Origin of the sequence: Pseudoalteromonas sp. T1lg24, assembly GCF_002964745.1 — a bacterium.
GTDB lineage: Bacteria > Pseudomonadota > Gammaproteobacteria > Enterobacterales > Alteromonadaceae > Pseudoalteromonas > Pseudoalteromonas spongiae.
Genome location: NZ_PQCB01000016.1, coordinates 242,560 through 260,705 on the forward strand (window position 1 = coordinate 242,560; position 18,146 = coordinate 260,705).

Below are 18,146 nucleotides of genomic sequence, written 5' to 3' on the forward strand. Positions count from 1 at the left end.
TATTTATATCTATGCTAAAAGAGTTAGAATTCACCTGACTCCATTGCAGTTTGTTAGACTGCAAATAGTTACCGTTCACAGGTAGGTATAGATAAGGAACACATAATGACTCAACAAGAAGGCCAAACCTCAGTTTTACTTGAAAACGTATCGTCTTTGATCCGTAGTAAGGTAAAAGCCACAAATGTGTCGCTTGTCGAAAAGTTTGCTAAAACACTCTACAGTAATATGTCGACTGAAGACTTAGCAAGCCGTAATGACAGTGACTTATATGGCGCAGCGCTTAGCTTATGGAATAGCTTGGAAAAACACACTGATGATACAGCGCTTATCCGTGTATTTAATCCAGAACTCGCTAATAATGGTTGGCAATCCTCTCACACAATCGTAGAAATAATCGCAAAAGACATGCCGTTTTTAGTGGACTCTGTTCGCATGGCTTTGGCGCGTGAAAATATTGTTTCACACTTATTACTTCACTCTCCGTTAAAAATTAAGCGCGACAAAGATGGTTTAATCTCTGCATTGTCTGGTATGAAGACAGAGCAAGAGTCTGACTCAAACAAAACCGTGTTCTTTATTGAAATCGACCGTCAGTCTGATAAGTCGGTTATTGCATCTATTAAAAAAGAGTTAGAGTCAGTGTTGGCAGATGTGTCGGTAGCCGTTGAAGACTGGTTAGCGATTAAAGATAAACTTGTGTCTATCAGCAAAGCGCTACCAAAACGTAAAGGCATTAAAAATAAAACTGAAGTTAAAGAAACAGTTGAGTTCTTAGATTGGTTAGCAAAAGATAACTTCACACTTATGGGCTATCGCCAATACGACTTATCACCGATTAAAGGTGACTATCAGTTAACAGGTGTGGCTGATACAAGCTTAGGTATGATGAAGTTATCAGATGAGACTAAATCTCGTCGCCTTTCTGATTTACCAGAAGTTGCACGTAAAGAAGCACACAGTGATAACTTGCTTATCCTTACCAAAACAAACTCACTTTCACGCGTTCATCGTCCAGCTTATATTGATTACATCGGCATTAAACGTTTCGATGACGAAGGCAATGTAATTGGTGAAGATCGCTTTATTGGTTTGTTCTCTTCAAGCTTCTATAACAACAGTGCAGCAGACGTACCGGTACTAAAAAGTAAGATCAAGCGCGTACTTGATATGACAGACTTTGCGCCGGGCACGCATGCATACAAAGCGGTACTTAATATTTTAGAAACGTACCCACGTGATGAGTTATTACAAGCACGCGAAAAAGAATTATTAGAAGTTGCTCTTGGCGTTCACCATATGCAAGAACGTGATATGTCACGTGTATTTGTACGCCAAGATACCTATGGTCGTTTCTTCTCGTGCATGGTCTATGTACCAAGAGAGCGCTATAACACGGCATTGCGTCGTGAAACGCAAAACATTCTTGCGAATGCGTTTGGCTCAAACGAAAAAGTTGAGTTTACCACCTTCTTCTCAGAATCAATGCTAGCACGTACGCATTATACGGTACGTGGTTGCGACCAAAATGTTGAATATACAGTGAAACAAATCGAAAGAAACCTAATTGAAGCGGCCCGTACATGGGAAGATAAACTTCACAGTGCATTACTAGAGCGTGCAGGCGAATCGCGCGGCAATGAACTTGCTCGTAAGTATTCTAAAGCCTTTGCTAGTGCCTACCGTGAACAAGTACTGCCAAGTGCTGCTGTTGTTGATATTGAAAAGCTAGAAAGCTTGTCAGACGAAAACAAGCTTGCAATGCTGTTTTACCGTCCACAAGAAAGTGCCAATACAAATCAGGTACGTTTAAGTCTATATCACAAAAACGAACCAATTCACTTATCAGATGTAATGCCAATTATTGAGAATTTTGGTCTTCGTGTTATTGGTGAAACACCGTATTCAGTGAAGACCGAAGATGGTCAAGTAAACTGGATTATGGATTTCAGCATGCTAATGAGCAACGATGACCTTGACGATTTCTCGAAGGTGTCGGAGCGTTTCCAACTTGCATTGCTTAATGTATGGAACAACAAGCTTGAAGATGATGGTTTCAACAAACTTGTTCTTGCGGCAAGCCTAAAAGGACGCGAAGCGTCGATCATTCGTGCCTACGCAAAATACATGCGTCAAATTGGTGTGACGTTCTCACAAAGCTACATCGAAAGCACATTTGAAAACTACCCACATATTGCACAGTTACTTGTAAAATTATTCGATAAGAAGTTCTCACCTAAGTCTAAGTTTACTGAAAAAGGCTATGAGAAAATCGTTAACGATATTATTGCTGAACTTGATAACGTTGCGAACTTAGATGATGACCGAATTATTCGACTTTACGTTGATATGATTGGTGCAACACTGCGTACTAACTTCTATCAAAAAGATAAAGACGGCATCAACAAGTCTTACATTTCATTTAAGGTTCAACCAAGCCTAATTCCTGAAATGCCATTACCACTGCCTGCGTTTGAGATTTTTGTTTACTCGCCGCGTGTTGAAGGTGTTCACTTACGTGGTGGCAAGGTTGCTCGTGGTGGTTTACGTTGGTCAGACCGCCGTGAAGATTTCCGTACAGAAGTACTAGGTCTTGTTAAAGCGCAGCAAGTTAAAAACACCGTAATTGTACCTGTAGGTTCAAAAGGTGGTTTTGTTTGTAAACAGCTGCCAACTGATCGCGAAGCCTTCTTTAAAGAAGGTCAAGAGTGTTACAAACTATTCATCCGTGGTTTATTAGATATCACAGATAACATTCACCACGGTGAAATTGTACCGCCTGTGGATGTTGTACGTCATGACGAAGACGACCCATACCTAGTAGTTGCAGCCGACAAAGGCACCGCGACTTTCTCGGATATTGCAAATGGCATTTCTGAAGAATACGGTTTCTGGTTAGGTGATGCATTTGCATCAGGCGGTTCAATTGGTTACGACCACAAAGCTATGGGTATCACAGCGAAAGGTGCGTGGGAATCAGTTAAACGTCATTTCCGCGAAATCGGCATTGATTGTCAGACGACTGACTTTACCTGTGTTGCCATTGGTGACATGGCTGGTGACGTATTCGGTAACGGTATGCTGTTATCTAAGCATATTCGTCTGCAAGCTGCATTTAACCACATGCATATCTTTATCGACCCGAATCCAGATGCAGCGTCTTCTTACCTAGAGCGCAAGCGTATGTTTGAATTACCACGTTCATCGTGGGAAGACTATAACAAAGATCTAATTTCTCAAGGCGGTGGTATTTTCTCACGTAGTGCGAAATCAATTACACTGACGCCTGAAATTAAGAAAATGCTAGGTACTAAGAAAGCAACAATGACACCAAATGAGTTGTTACGTGCAATCTTAATGATGCAGGTAGATCTAATTTGGAACGGTGGTATTGGTACTTACATTAAAGCGAAATCTGAAACCCATGCTGATGTGGGCGACCGTGCAAACGACGCGCTACGTGTTAATGGTGAAGAGCTGAACGCGAAGATCTTCGGTGAAGGCGGCAACTTAGGTGCAACGCAATTAGGTCGTATCGAATTCACTGCTAACGGTGGTCGCATGAACACAGACTTCATCGATAACGTGGGTGGTGTTGCGTGTTCAGATAACGAAGTAAACATTAAGATTTTATTAAATGGTCTGGTTTCTGAAGGTGATTTAACTAAGAAACAGCGTGACGAATTACTTTATTCAATGACGGATGAAGTATCAGAGATGGTATTAAAAGACTGTTACCGTCAAACGCACACAATTTCTGTAACACAGTTAAAAGGTCCACAAACGCTTAAAGAGCAAATTCGCTTTATTCACGCGCTTGAAAAAGATGGCAAACTTAACCGTGATATCGAATTCTTACCGTCAGACGAAGAGTTAGCAGAACGTCAAGCAGCAGGTAAGGGCTTAACGCGTCCAGAGCTTTCTGTACTTGTTTCATACGCTAAAATGGTGCTTAAAGAGCAGCTTGTAATCGAAGAAATCACTGATAATCCGTATTACAGAAGCTTGTTAGTTGATGCATTCCCAGCACCGCTGCGCGAACGTTTCAACAATGCGATGGATAACCACCCACTGCGCGGTGAAATCATTGCAACTAAACTAGCAAACCAAATCGTTAATGATATGGGTCTGAACTTTATCGTTCGTATGAGCGAAGAGACAGGTGCACCAGTAAGCGAAATTGTACTTTGTTACTCAATGGCTAAAGCAGTCTTTGAATTGGGTAATGCATGGCAAGATATCTCTGCACTTGATAACCAGATCCCGTCAATTGTACAAACAGAAATGTTGTATCAATTACGCCGTACTGTACGTCGCGCGACACGTTGGTTCTTACGTCACCGCAACAAAGCACTCAACATTGAACAAACAATCGAGTTCTTTGCACCTGCGTTTAATGACTTAAGTGAAAACATCACGTCGTATATGGTTGACGAAGAAGCTGAAAAACTGAATACAGAAATTAACTTATTGGCAAAAGAAGGTGTACCAAGTGCACTGGCTAAGCGCATTGCACAACTTTCAAGCTTGTTCTCAGTGATGGACTTAGCGCAAGTAGCAGATGCATCAAGTAAACCAATTTCACAAGTTTCTGAAACTTACTTCAAGCTTGGTGCGGGCATGGGTCTACACTGGTTCTTAGATCAAATTACTAAGCAACCGGTTGCCAACCACTGGCAAGCACTTGCACGTGCATCGTACCGTGAAGAGCTAGATTGGCAGCAGCGTTCTCTTTCACAAGTTGTGCTTAATAATTGTGAAACAGCGGGTTGTGATGTTGATACCATCATTGAAAGCTGGATGAACGAGCACCAAGTACTGCTTGAGCGTTGGCAGCATATGTTGGCTGAGTTTAAAACGTCGCAAACACACGACTTTGCAAAATTCTCGGTGGCATTACGCGAATTAATGCTACTAAGCCACAATTGCGATACTGCGCAATAACAAAAATTTAGATACAATACCCCGGAATTTTCCGGGGTATTTTTTTATTAAGAGGTCAACACAATTATGTTTTATGATTTAGCGCGTCGTTTTATGTTTAGTAAAGATGCTGAATGGTCGCATGACTTTGCTTTATCAAACCTAAAGCGATTTGCCAATACACCGTTATCGATGTGCTGGTCTCAATCGGTTGCAAGTAAACCAACCACGTTTTTAGGTTTAGAATTGCCAAATCCAGTTGGTCTTGCTGCGGGTCTTGATAAAAATGCCGAATGCATCGATGCCTTTTCACAAATGGGCTTTGGCTTTATTGAAGTAGGTACGGTGACACCACGCCCACAGGCAGGTAACGACAAACCGCGTATTTTCCGTTTACCTCAGGCTAATGCGGTGATTAACCGTATGGGCTTTAATAATAAAGGTGTTGATTACTTACTAGAGAACGTAAAAAATTCGCAATTCAAAGGCATATTAGGCATTAACATTGGTAAGAACAAAGACACGCCTAATGAGCAAGGTAAAGACGACTACATTCACTGTATGCGTAAAGTATTTACCAGTGCATCTTATATTACGGTGAATATTTCATCACCTAATACCCCTGGACTACGTGACTTACAATATGGTGAGGCGCTAGATGATTTACTTGGTTCACTTAAGAATGAGCAGCTTGATTTAGCAGCAAAACACGGTAAACAAGTACCTATGTTAGTTAAAATTGCACCGGATCTTGATCAAATTCAAGTTCAGCAAGTATCCGAATCATTGATCAATAATAAAATTGACGGCGTGATTGCAACTAACACGACGCTTGATCGCAGCGCAGTAGAAGGCATGCAACATGCGAATGAAGCAGGGGGCTTATCGGGTCATCCAGTTCGTCAGAAATCTACAGAAATAGTTAAAGAAATTAAACGCTTAACTAACGGTGAGTTGCCAATTATCGGTGTTGGCGGTATTGATTCAGCCGAATCAGCGAAAGAAAAATTCGCCGCTGGCGCTGATTTAGTGCAAGTCTACACTGGTTTTATTTACCAAGGACCACCTATGATCAAAAAGATCATAAACGCCTTATAAGGATCAGTTATTTAACATTATGATCCTATTGAAAATATTCTAAAAAATAGTTTATTTTTAGTACCATAGCTCTATAATCCTCAAGATGTCATGTTTTGGGGATTTTTTGATATTATGTTGCAAGCAGGGAAAGATTGGCGTTGGCTAACGTGTAAAGAGCGAAACCGTTTAGTGTTGTATGTCGAATCAACACGCGAAGAGCTTGTTATGCCATATAAAACGCGTCAACTTACGCAAGCAGCAATCGAGGGCAGTTGCTTTAGCCTCGAAGATGCCGCCCTGTACGAGCAAATTTGTCATTATCTTTCAGCTTTTAGCATTTGGAGTGAAGGTGAAATAGCCGTTATTGCACTACATGCGACAGCAGCCAAACTACACCTTAAACCAGTTCTTGCGAAAAGTTGGTTTTTCAAACCTTATCAAGGTCACACCCCAAGTACCGAAGCGATTATTACCCTGAATTCACAGAAGCAAAGCGGTCAGTTTTTGATTATTGAATGCGGTAATGATGCCAGTGTGTGCATGTTTTTAGAGCATCAAATGCAACTAGACGATAATTTTGCATTAAGTCGTTTTGAAACCATTAAAGTGCTTAACGATCGTGTAAATCCTATCTTAATCAACCAATCACAGCTAAAACGCGCCTAGGCTTTATCGCTACTCGAATTTAAAACTGTTATACTTCAGCCAGATTTTTTAACTGGGTTTTTTGCTTTGAGCAATTCGCTTTCTTTTATTGCACTAACGTCGATTGGTGTTGAAAATTTACTCGCTACTGAAATTCAAGCGACTGGCGCTGAAATTACTAAACAGAGTATCGGTTCTATTCGTTTTAACGCATCCAATAAACAAGCACAAACACTGTGTTTAGCGAGTCGCTATGCGACACGGGTTATGATGTTGTTGACCGAATCGGATACTGTTAATACCAAAGATGATTTATACGCGCTTGCTAAAGGGTTTGATTGGCAAGAGTACTTTGGACCAACACAAACGTTTGCAATTGATTTTAGCGGTACTAACCGTGAACTGAAAAATACTCAGTTTTCAACACTGGTAGTAAAAGATGCAATTGTTGATTCTTTCTTTGCAAGCCACCAACAACGTCCTAGCATCTCTAAAACATCACCTAATGTGCGTATTGTTGGTCGTTTAAATAAAGAAAAATGTGCTTTATATATCGACTTTTCAGGCCCTGGCCTTTCGAAACGTGGTTATCGTCCTCATCAAGGCGATGCACCGATCAAAGAACACTTAGCGGCGGCGTTAGTGAGTCGTTCAGGTTGGCTAAATGATACCTCGCGCCCGTTGTTTGACCCTTGTTGTGGTTCAGCAACGCTATTAATTGAAGCGGCGATGATGGCGTGGAATATTGCACCGGGTTTATATCGCAAACATTTTGCGTTCGAATCACTTCCGGGGTTTCGCGCGGCAAAATTCAAAGAACTAAAGCAAGAACTTAAAGAGCAACAAACCGATCAAAAGTTGTATTTAATTGGTAATGATATTGATGAACGCGTATTACAAAAAGCGCAAAATAATATTGAAAATTTACCTTTTGCAAAGTTTATTCAGTTAAAAAAAGCAGATGCCAATAAACTCACTGCTGTAGCAAAACAACCTGGGGTGGTGCTATCTAACTTACCGTATGGTGAGCGTTTAGGTGAAAAAGCAGAACTTGTTAACTTATATCGTCACTTAGGCGATGCGTTTAAAAAACATTTTAAATTTTGGCATTTGGCGCTATTTGCAACCGACGTTAGTTTGTTAGCCCTCTTAAAACTTGCTAAGAAAAAGCAGTACAAACTGAAAAATGGTCCGTTAGATTGTGTGCTTAATCTTTATGATTTAGACGAGAAAAACACTGAGCAATCAAGCCAAACTAAACTTAACTACGATGGCTCGATGGCGTTTGCTAATCGCCTTAAGAAAAACCGTCAAGGCCTTAAATCATGGCTTAAAAAAGAAGGCGTTAGCTGTTACCGTTTATACGATGCGGATATTCCAGAGTACAACGTTGCCGTTGATGTTTATAACGAGTACTTGGTGATTTATGAATATGCGCCACCAAAAACCATTGATGAAGCCACCGCAGAAAAGCGCTTACAAGATATTATTTATTTATCCGCGCAAACCCTCGATATCGCACCAAGCAACATTGTTGTAAAACAGCGTAAGCAGCAAAAGGGCACATCGCAGTATCAAAAAGCTCAGCGTACCGACAAGTCAAAAAATAATATGACGGTAGAAGAATACGGTGTGAAGTTTAAAGTTAATCTACACGACTATTTAGACACAGGACTATTTTTAGACCATCGTTTAGCACGTCGTTATATGCAGCAAAATTGCAAAGATTTACGTGTTCTTAACTTGTTTGCGTATACCTGTAGCGCATCAACGCACGCAGCGGTAGGTGGTGCAAAATCGGTGACCAGTGTTGATATGAGTAACACGTACTTAAAATGGGGCCGTGAAAACTTTGCGTTAAATAACCTTAACAGCCCACGCTATCACTTCGAGCAAGCCGATTGCCTTGCATGGTTAGAGCAAGCAACAGGTCAGTTTGATTTTATCTTTTTAGATCCGCCGACATTTTCAAACTCAAAGCGCATGAAAAAAGAGTTTGATGTTCAGCGTGACCACATTAAGTTGTTTACCTGGGTAAAACGTATTTTGGCACCAAACGGTACCTTGTTGTTTTCAAATAACAAGCGCGGTTTTACGATGAACGAAGAAGGCTTACTTGACCTTGGCTTGATAGCAGAAAATATCAGCGATAAAACACTTTCGCCTGATTTTAAACGCAACAAGCAAATTCACAACGCGTGGCTTATCCGTAATGCCTAAGATAACGCTGTATCACACAGAGGGTTGTCACTTATGTGAGCAAGCGCATGCATTATTTGTGCAAGCCGGCTTAGCTGCAGAGCTAGATTTAGTCGACATTGTTGACGATGAAACGTTAATGGCTGAGTACCAGACGACGATTCCGGTAGCTGAGTTTAGCACTGGCACAAAACTATTTTGGCCATTTGATCTTGAAGACATTTTAAAAAATAAATAATCATGGATTTAATTAGAATTACAGGAGCGCAGTTAGCGTTCGGCACACACCCATTGCTTGATAATGCAGAAATGCTGATTGAAAATGGCGAGCGGGTATGTATTGTAGGTCGTAACGGCGCTGGTAAATCAAGCTTGCTTAAAGTGCTTGATAGTCAAATTCAGCTGGATGATGGTGAAATTAACCGTCTGAGTGGATTAAAAGTCGCGCGCCTTGAGCAAGACCCACCAAAAGGTGCAAATGGCACCGTATTTGACTATGTTGCCAATGGCTTACCGCACATTGCGACACTGTTGATTGAATATCACGAAGTGAGCGCGAGATTAAGTCAAGATAACAGTGAAAAAACACTTAAACAGTTCGAGCGCTTATCGTCTCAGTTAGAGGCAAGCGACGGTTGGCGTTTCGAAACGCAAATAAACCAAGTGTTAAGTCAGTTAGAACTCGATCCAAACAGTGATTTAACCTCACTTTCGGGCGGTTGGCTTAGAAAAGTAGCGCTAGCGAAAGCATTGGTAGGTGAGCCAGATCTGTTATTACTGGATGAACCAACTAACCACTTGGACGTTGCCAGCATTGAGTGGTTGGAAAAATTCTTAAAAGAATTTAATGGTGCGATCGTATTTATTTCTCACGACCGTGCATTTATTCGTTCAATGGCAACACGTATTCTTGATTTAGACCGAGGTAAGCTGGTCTCTTACCCTGGTAATTATGAAAAATACCTAGAGCAAAAAGAGCACGCATTAAAAGTTGAAGAAAGCCAAAATGCCTTGTTTGATAAAAAACTCGCGGAAGAAGAAGCATGGATCCGTCAGGGCATTAAAGCGCGCCGTACGCGCAACGAAGGTCGTGTTCGTGCACTTAAACAATTGCGTGTGGAACGAAAAGCCCGTGTTGAAAAACAAGGTAAGGCCGATTTCAACATAGAAAGTGCTCAGCGTTCTGGCAAGTTAGTATTTGAAGCTAAAGGCATTAGCCAAGGCTTTACAAATAAGCCAATAGTGAAAGACTTCTCTACCTTAGTTATGCGTGGTGATCGTATTGGGTTAGTAGGGCCAAATGGTGTTGGTAAGACAACGTTACTGAAAATTTTATTTGGCGAATTAGCGCTGGAATCAGGCAAAGTAAAGCAAGGTGTTAATTTAGAAGTTGCTTATTTTGATCAGTATCGCTCGGTACTCGACGAAGAAGCCAGCGTGCAAGATAATGTTGCGGACGGTAAACAAGAGGTCAACATCGGTGGCCGCAGTCGTCATGTGCTTGGTTATTTACAAGACTTTTTATTCCCACCAGCACGAGCGCGTTCACCTGTTAAGTCGTTATCTGGTGGAGAGAAAAACCGCTTATTACTGGCAAAATTATTTGTTAAACCAAGTAATGTATTGGTACTCGACGAGCCAACCAATGATCTAGATGTTGAAACACTTGAATTACTTGAAGAAATTCTCGCTAATTATCAAGGTACTGTGTTGGTTGTAAGTCACGACCGTGAATTTATCGACAATACCTGTAGTATGGTATGGGGCTTTTTAGGTGATGGCAAAGTAGTGGAAGTGGTTGGTGGATACCAAGATTTCCAAAATTATGCGCAGTCACTTGCTGAAAAAACAGTAATTGAACAAAAACAAAAAGACACAGAAAAGGACAAAAAAGTCGCAGATAAGCCTTTAGCTAAAAAAGCAGGCAAGTTATCATACAAATTAAAACGAGAACTCGAAGAGCTACCCGCTTTATTAGAATCGCTTGAACAAGAAGTTGAAGAACTTCAAGAAGTTGTTAACTCCCCCGATTTTTTCAAGCAAGATAGCGAGCAAACTCAGAAAACCTTGAACCAATTACAGCAAGCAGAGTCGAAGCTTGAAACCGCTTTTATGCGCTGGGAAGAATTGGAACAATTACAGGATCAGTAGTAGGAATAAAAATGAAATATAAATTACTTGCAGCGGCAGTTTTTGCTGCAATCACGCCACAGGTTCAAGGCGCTACTCCATATGTTTTAGAAGAGCTTGGCAATCTAGATTACGCTAAACACGCGTATGTAACTGATGCAAACGAAGCGGGTCAAGCCGTTGGTATGGCGCAAGGCGTATTCAATATTGTTATTGATATTGCGGAATTAGATTTTGAAAGCTCTGCTATGACGACAGCTTATAGAAATCGTGAACGTGTTTTTGAAAATCGTGATGAAGAAATTACCTTCACATTAGACGATATCGAAAATGGCAATATTAATGGCGATGCGCAACAATTCCTACAAGATTTCTTACGTGAATATTACGCAAGCAGCTTATACCAAAAAATATCAGGTGGCAGAGTTAGCGAATTCAATATTGCCGTTGAGTATAATGATTCAACGCAAGAACGCGTTATTTATGATGTTGAACACCCTGATTATGATGGTGGTTTAACACGCTCAGTTGAGAACATTTTAACATCAATTGCAGAAGATGGTGTTAAAGCTGGTTGGGGTTCTGCGCCTTATACTAAGATTCAATTTACTGAAGACGGCGAAACTGAATCGGAAACACATTATATTCGTGATTTTACACGTCGTGGTTTTGTAATGACCAATACCGGTGAACGAGTTGATTTAATGCCAACAGAAGCAACTTATGGTGGTATTTCTGGTGCGTATAACATCGTTCAGGTAAGTGATGGTTATTTAGTAGTGGGTGAAACGTCAGTAAGTATTGCTTCTGATTCACAAGAGTCTCTAGATGAAAGTTGTGATGGCGAAAAAGTACCTGTTGAAGTATGTCATGAAAGTTATGTCACGTCTGGAAGCCGTCCTCTTTATAACCGCCATGCAACAATGTGGCGTTTAGATAATGCATTAAATGTGATTGAAACCGTTGATCTTGGGTTAGGTATTGTACCTGATGAAGATGAGCAAAAGAGAGCGTGGCGTAGTACTGCATTAGCGGTTAATGAAAACGAAATTGCGGTAGGTTATTCTGTTGTAAGATACCGTGATGGTGACAGCATTAGACAATATCCAGTGTATTACAAAGATGGAGATGTTGTAGAGTTTATTAACGAATACGACTACCTTTCTGGTGGTCGAGCAGTAGCTATCAATAACAGTAATATTATCACAGGTTATGCCTCTAAAAATATTGAGAACACTGCGCGCAATAAGTTCTTTTATCATAATGTTGCAACCGGCGAGACAACTTTCCCAACAGACTTTTTTAAAAGCAGCTCTGTGGTTGCGACAGACATAAATGATAATGGCCTGATTATTGGTCAAGGCGAAGTCGAAACAAGTTCATCAGCAAGCCGTCGTCAAGAAGCGTTTATTTACGATATTAATAAAGACACGTTCACTAATCTAAATGACTTATTACCGTGTTTTGCAAACGATGGTGAATCATCATTCCCATATGTGGTTGCGGAAGCAATCAGCATTTCAAATGATGGTACTGTATATGGCACTGCGACCAAAACAGTAGATAAGCGTGATGCTCAAGGTAATGTTGTGGTTGATGCTAACGGCAAAGTAGAGCAAGAAAGTGTGGTTGTTTCAGTGAAGCTGAAATATAACGCTGAGGGTGTAGCTGAGAAGTGTCCTGAGAAAGCGCAAGAAACATATGAACGCCAAGGTGCATCGTTTGGTGCATTAGGGCTATTATTATTGCCACTTGTAGCAATTAGACGACGCTTTTTTAAATAGTAAGTGTTTTATACCCTAATGTTTTGATGGGTTTATTAAAAGATAAGCTATAAACTCATATTCATAACATATTGATAAAATTATGATTGAAGGCCAACTGCAGAAACAGTTGGCCTTTTTTATTGCGGATCCATTGATCCTCAACACCAAAGGATTATACTGTATATAAATACAGTATAATCCTTTGGTGTATTCATGAATTCACTGATCAAGCAATTACATCATCGCAACCTGCTTTGGTATGCATCCAATCGTAATCAAACAGAGCAGATAGAAAAGCATCAAACGGGCTTTGCGGTTTTAGATGAAAAGCTCGCTGGCGGTATGCCCACTAATGGCGTGATAGAACTATTGAGTAGTCCTGGCATTGGTGAACTTCGATTGATTGCACCCAGTTTTAAAATGCGGCAAAGCCGTTTTATTGTGTTTATTTCACCGCCTGCGTTAGTTAACAGTGCAGCTTTGCATCATTTAGGGGTTGATGTTAGTCAAGTGTTAGTATTGTATCCTGAGCAACATAAAGATGCGCTTTGGGCAGTAGAACAATGTTTACAAAGTGGCAGTTGCAGCGATGTTATTTACTGGCCGCAGCAAGATTTAACGATTTCCCATATCCAGCGCTTTCAGCAAGCAAGTAAATCGGGTAAAAACCGTTTGTTTTACTTAAATAGCTATAAAACCAGTCAAGCGAGTTTGCCTGTCACTTTAAGCTTAACATTACAAGCACATCCACAAGGACTGAAAGTAAAGATAAACCGTCGAAAAGGCGGTTGGCCAAGTGATTATTTTATTGTTGATATGCAAACGACATGGCCTTATTGCACCATTGCATCTTCGCCTATCAGCAATGTTATTGCATTTCCGGTTGATAAGGCTGGTTAATGTTAAATTGGCTTTACCTTTACTTTCCACAGTTACAACTCGATACGCAATTTGCAATGTCGAGCACCGAGGTAATTGCCTTGGCCAATCACCAAGGTAATTTAGTACAACTTTCAACGGCGGCTAAAAAAAAAGGATTAACGCAAGGGCAAGGGTTAGGGCAAGCTAGTTTATTAGTTTCTGATCTTGCGGTTTACCCTTATCAAGAAGAAGTGGAAGTAGCAGAGCTTAAGCGCATAGCCAGTGTACTTTATAACTACACTGCAGATATTTGTATTATGCCGCCAAAAGGTTTACTGATAGCGTGTGATGGTATGCAGTCCTTATATAACAACAGTGATCAGTATTGGCATGTGCTTGAAACACAGTTAAAAACATTGGGGATTAAGTATTATTTCGCAAGCGGGTCTTCACCATTGTTGGCAAAAGCATTAGCACAAGCGGGTACTAATGTGATTTTTACAAACCAGCAAAATGCGCGTAATCAGCTTGCGTTATTGTCATTACAATTTGCTGATATCACTACAAAAGAAATTGCTTTGCTAACCCGCGTAGGGATTACGCACTTTAAGCAGTTGTTGAGTGTATCGCTTGATGAGTTAGCTAAACGCTACTCACGTGAATTAGTAATGTATGTAGGTAAATTAACAGGCCAATATCCGCATCGAGTAACGTTTTACATACCTGATACTCATTTTGAAAAACAACTAACCTTACATTATGAAGTATCGCTTACTAAGCACCTTGAAAAACCACTTTTTCTTGTATTAAAGCAACAACAAGCTTTTTTACTCTCTACTTGTAAGTTAGCAAAGCAAGTGACCCTTATTTTGCATTTTAGAGAAGTAGCCAATTTGGTATTTGAACTATCGTCAGCGCATGCTGAATATCGCGCTGAGCACTGGTTAACGCTTTTTTTATTACGTTTAGAAAATACCGAGTTACCAGCACCAGTTATCGCATTAACTATAAAAAGTGATTACCTTGTATCTAATTTAGGTGAAGAAGGTGATTTTTTTTCACAGCATAAATCAGGCTTAGATACTGCAATGTTAACTGCAATATTACAGGCAAAACTAGGGCAGGAGCAGGTTAAAACCTTAACTGTTTATAATGATCTAAGGCCAGAAATAGCCAGCCAAGAGAATACATTCCACACGTTATCAAATGTGCCACAAATGAAGTTAATCCGGCCAAGCTTTATGTTGCGCTCACCTGTAGAACTCACTCAGCCGATCACAATATCGCACGGCCCTGAACGTATCGTAACGGGTTGGTGGGATAATAATAATGTTGCTCGTGATTATTTCATTGCACGAGATGAGAGTGGACGGTGGCTGTGGGTTTTTCGTACGCCAAAAAAACAATGGTTTATTCATGGGTTTTTTAGCTAATGAATTATGCAGAATTAGTTTGCCAATCAAATTTTTCTTTTTTACATGGGGCATCACATCCCGAAGAGCTGGTTGCCACTGCCGATAACCTTGGTTACTCCCATATTGCGATTACAGATGAATGCTCTGTTGCTGGAGTTGTACGTGCATACCGGGAGATTAAAAATCACAAACGGGCAATTAAGTTAATTGTTGGTAGCTTATTTACGCTTGAAGATAGTTTAACAGTTGTCTTGTTATGTCCAACAAGAAAAGCTTATGCAGAGTTATGTCGAATAATCACCAATGCACGGCGACGCAGTGAAAAAGGTAACTATCTGCTGACTCGGTGGGATTTAATGTCAATCAAACACTGTCTTTTTATTTGGTTACCAAAGGGCGAAAATATCGATCATCATTGGGCTAATTGGCTTAAAAAACACCATGAAGATCGTTTATGGCTGGGGTTAACACGCTTTTTATTAGCGCACGAGTCAGAGTATATGGAGCACTGCCAACGCTTGATGGCGCAATATGATATAACGCCTGTGGCATGTGGTCATGCGCTGATGCATCAAGCCTATAGGTTACCGTTACAGCACGTATTAAGTGCCATTAAAGCACGTAAAACCGTCGCTCAATTAGGACAACAACTACTTTCCAATGAAGAATATGCATTACGTGAAAAACAAAAGTTGTCACGTTTATTCTCACCTGATGCTCTGGCACAAACGACGGCTATTGCAAACCGGTGTCATTTCAACCTTGATGAATTGAGGTATGAGTATCCAAGTGAATTAGTGCCAAAAGGCGTTAGTGCAATAGCTTATTTAAGGCAATTAGTGAAACAGGGCATTGCGCATCGTTTTCCTGAAGGGATCACTGCGGATATACAGGCGACCATTGATAAAGAACTCGCATTAATTGAAGAGTTGGATTATCCATTTTATTTTTTAACTATTCATGACATTGTGATGTTTGCTAAAAACAATGGCATTTTGTACCAAGGCCGGGGATCTGCTGCTAACTCAGTAGTATGTTATTGCCTTGAAATTACCGCAGTTGACCCGCGACAAATAGCCGTATTGTTTGAGCGTTTTATTAGTAAAGAGCGAAATGAACCGCCTGATATTGATGTCGATTTTGAACATCAAAGACGTGAGGAAGTGATCCAATATATTTATCAAAAATATGGTAGAGAACGCACCGCATTAGCCGCTACTGTGGTGAGTTTTCGTTTTAAAAGTGCCATTCGTGAGGTTGGTAAAGTTCTGGATATTGAAAGCAGCAAGCTTGAATATTTTATTAAAAATATCAATCGTCGAGATAAAACAACGCACTGGCAAACGCAGTTACAGCAGCTGGGTTTAGATCCGCAATCAAATAAAGCCCAGCACTTTGTATCGCTCACGGAGCAAATTTTAGGATTTCCAAGGCATTTATCGCAACATGTTGGGGGCTTTGTTATTTCATCAGGCCCGTTATATGAACTGGTTGCTGTTGAAAATGCCGCGATGAAAGAACGTACGGTGATCCAATGGGATAAAGATGATTTAGAAACCCTTGGTTTATTAAAAGTCGATATTTTAGCCTTGGGCATGCTCAATGCGATACGTAAATGTTTTCAAGAAATTAAAATGCGTCATCAAAGGCAGCTGTCTATCGCTGATATTACCCGGGTAAGCGATGATGCAGCGGTTTATCAGATGATCCAAAAAGCCGATACGGTTGGGGTATTTCAAATCGAATCGCGAGCGCAAATGAGCATGCTACCGAGGCTAAAACCGGCAAGCTATTACGACTTAGTAATCCAAATTGCCATAGTGCGGCCTGGGCCTATTCAAGGTGATATGGTGCATCCGTTTTTAAAGCGACGTAATGGCATTGAGGCCATTTCATATCCCTCAAATGAGGTTAAAGAAGTGTTGGCGCGTACGTTAGGCGTACCTATTTTTCAAGAGCAAGTTATCAAAATAGCCATGGTCGCCGCGGGTTTTACTGGTGGTGAAGCCGATCAGTTAAGGCGTGCGATGGCCAGTTGGAAAAAGTCAGGGGAATTACAAAAGTTTAAGCAAAAACTGATAAATGGCATGTTGTCTCGAGGTTACCAAATGCAGTTTGCAGAACGTCTTTATCAGCAAATATGTGGCTTTGGCGAGTATGGTTTTCCTGAATCGCATTCGGCGTCGTTTGCCGTGCTTGCATATGTATCGGCTTGGCTTAAACACTATTATCCTGTCGAATTTTATACGTCCTTACTAAATAGCATGCCTCTTGGTTTTTATAGTGTGTCGCAGTTACTGCAAGATGCAAAACGACACAATATTGAAATTGCTCCGGTATGTGTTAATCACTCATATTATCAACATACAATTACTAAAAAAGATGTATTACAAATCGGTTTTTGTATTATTAAAGGTGTTACTGCATCTGATATTGAACAACTTATCAGCCTGCGACCTAAAACAGGCTATGAAAGTATTGAGCAGCTTAAACAACAAGGCATTAAAGCTCGATTATTAGCACAACTTGCTAGTGCCAACGCGTTATCTGTGCTTGCAGGAAACCGCTTTGCAACACGTTGGCAGATCATGAACAGTGAAAGTGATTTACCACTTTTTAGCGGCTGTAACACTAATCAGGCAACAGAGCAAAAGCCAGTAGTGCCGTTTCATCAAGCACCCAGTGAATTAGATAATGTCGTTGAAGATTATCAATCAACCGGGTTTTCCCTTGGTTTACACCCAATTGACTTATTAGAAGCTGAGGGAGTATTACCATCGTTTTGTAAGGCAAATGAGTTAACAGAAAAAACACATAAATCATTAGTGACAGTGATTGGCGTTGTGACAGGAAAACAAGCGCCGGGCACTGCAGCTGGCGTGACGTTTATTACGCTTGAAGATGCGACAGGAAATATCAATGTGGTCGTGTGGCAGGGCACATCACACGCACAGAAAAAAGCATTTCTTGGCGCGAAAATTTTACAAGTTAAAGGAATATTAGAACGAGAAGGCGATGTTATTCATATTATTGCAGGCAAACTTATCGACCTAACTGATAAGTTAGATAAATTAGCCGCGAAATCTAGGGAGTTTCATTAGTGCTTAAATGAGAATATGCAGTTAGT

Annotated in this window: 10 protein-coding genes; all 10 read left to right on the top strand. The window is 40.6% G+C overall.

The window, feature by feature from the left end:
- The first annotated feature begins 105 nt into the window (after nucleotides 1-105).
- The 10 genes from C2M30_RS08490 (at nucleotide 106) to C2M30_RS08535 (ending at nucleotide 18,120) form a co-directional block, all read left to right on the top strand.
- On the top strand, nucleotides 106-4,944 hold the full coding sequence (locus C2M30_RS08490; protein ID WP_105171328.1) for an NAD-glutamate dehydrogenase: 4,839 nt from the start codon (nucleotides 106-108) through the stop codon (nucleotides 4,942-4,944).
- Nucleotides 4,945-5,010: 66 nt separating this feature from the next.
- A complete protein-coding gene (gene pyrD, locus C2M30_RS08495) occupies nucleotides 5,011-6,021 on the top strand; it encodes a quinone-dependent dihydroorotate dehydrogenase (RefSeq protein WP_105171329.1) in 1,011 nt (336 codons plus the stop codon).
- A gap of 114 nt (nucleotides 6,022-6,135) precedes the next feature.
- Nucleotides 6,136-6,669 carry a cell division protein ZapC domain-containing protein gene (locus C2M30_RS08500; protein ID WP_105171330.1) on the top strand — a complete coding sequence of 178 codons (534 nt, stop codon included), beginning with the start codon at nucleotides 6,136-6,138 and terminating at the stop codon, nucleotides 6,667-6,669.
- 66 nt (nucleotides 6,670-6,735) lie between these two features.
- Complete coding sequence (rlmKL, locus tag C2M30_RS08505; protein WP_105171331.1) at nucleotides 6,736-8,868, top strand: bifunctional 23S rRNA (guanine(2069)-N(7))-methyltransferase RlmK/23S rRNA (guanine(2445)-N(2))-methyltransferase RlmL; 2,133 nt, start codon at nucleotides 6,736-6,738, stop codon at nucleotides 8,866-8,868.
- The gene (locus C2M30_RS08510; RefSeq protein ID WP_105171332.1) at nucleotides 8,861-9,085 is read left to right on the top strand and encodes a glutaredoxin family protein; all 225 of its coding nucleotides are present in this window, start codon (nucleotides 8,861-8,863) and stop codon (nucleotides 9,083-9,085) included. Before rlmKL ends, C2M30_RS08510 begins: the two co-directional genes overlap by 8 nt.
- 2 nt (nucleotides 9,086-9,087) lie before the next feature.
- Nucleotides 9,088-10,998: an ATP-binding cassette ATPase Uup gene (gene uup / locus C2M30_RS08515; RefSeq protein ID WP_105171333.1), complete on the top strand. Its 1,911-nt coding sequence runs from the start codon at nucleotides 9,088-9,090 to the stop codon at nucleotides 10,996-10,998.
- Nucleotides 10,999-11,009: 11 nt separating this feature from the next.
- The gene (locus C2M30_RS08520) at nucleotides 11,010-12,761 is read left to right on the top strand and encodes a DUF3466 family protein (RefSeq protein ID WP_105171334.1); all 1,752 of its coding nucleotides are present in this window, start codon (nucleotides 11,010-11,012) and stop codon (nucleotides 12,759-12,761) included.
- 195 nt (nucleotides 12,762-12,956) lie between these two features.
- Nucleotides 12,957-13,643 (top strand): translesion DNA synthesis-associated protein ImuA, encoded by a 687-nt coding sequence (gene imuA, locus C2M30_RS08525; RefSeq protein WP_105171335.1) that lies wholly within the window; start codon nucleotides 12,957-12,959, stop codon nucleotides 13,641-13,643.
- Nucleotides 13,643-15,037, top strand: a complete 1,395-nt coding sequence (locus C2M30_RS08530; RefSeq protein WP_105171336.1) for a Y-family DNA polymerase — start codon at nucleotides 13,643-13,645, stop codon at nucleotides 15,035-15,037. The genes imuA and C2M30_RS08530 overlap by 1 nt, the downstream gene beginning before the upstream one ends.
- Nucleotides 15,037-18,120: an error-prone DNA polymerase gene (locus tag C2M30_RS08535; protein WP_105171337.1), complete on the top strand. Its 3,084-nt coding sequence runs from the start codon at nucleotides 15,037-15,039 to the stop codon at nucleotides 18,118-18,120. Before C2M30_RS08530 ends, C2M30_RS08535 begins: the two co-directional genes overlap by 1 nt.
- Nucleotides 18,121-18,146: the final 26 nt, after the last annotated feature.

What these genes read in the sequence shown, in the direction of transcription:
- C2M30_RS08490 (WP_105171328.1), top strand. Translation starts at nt 106, where the DNA reads ATGACTCAACAAGAAGGCCAAACCTCAGTTTTACTTGAAAACGTATCG.
- pyrD (WP_105171329.1), top strand. Translation starts at nt 5,011, where the DNA reads ATGTTTTATGATTTAGCGCGTCGTTTTATGTTTAGTAAAGATGCTGAA.
- C2M30_RS08500 (WP_105171330.1), top strand. Translation starts at nt 6,136, where the DNA reads ATGTTGCAAGCAGGGAAAGATTGGCGTTGGCTAACGTGTAAAGAGCGA.
- C2M30_RS08510 (WP_105171332.1), top strand. Translation starts at nt 8,861, where the DNA reads ATGCCTAAGATAACGCTGTATCACACAGAGGGTTGTCACTTATGTGAG.
- uup (WP_105171333.1), top strand. Translation starts at nt 9,088, where the DNA reads ATGGATTTAATTAGAATTACAGGAGCGCAGTTAGCGTTCGGCACACAC.
- C2M30_RS08520 (WP_105171334.1), top strand. Translation starts at nt 11,010, where the DNA reads ATGAAATATAAATTACTTGCAGCGGCAGTTTTTGCTGCAATCACGCCA.
- imuA (WP_105171335.1), top strand. Translation starts at nt 12,957, where the DNA reads ATGAATTCACTGATCAAGCAATTACATCATCGCAACCTGCTTTGGTAT.
- C2M30_RS08530 (WP_105171336.1), top strand. Translation starts at nt 13,643, where the DNA reads ATGTTAAATTGGCTTTACCTTTACTTTCCACAGTTACAACTCGATACG.
- C2M30_RS08535 (WP_105171337.1), top strand. Translation starts at nt 15,037, where the DNA reads ATGAATTATGCAGAATTAGTTTGCCAATCAAATTTTTCTTTTTTACAT.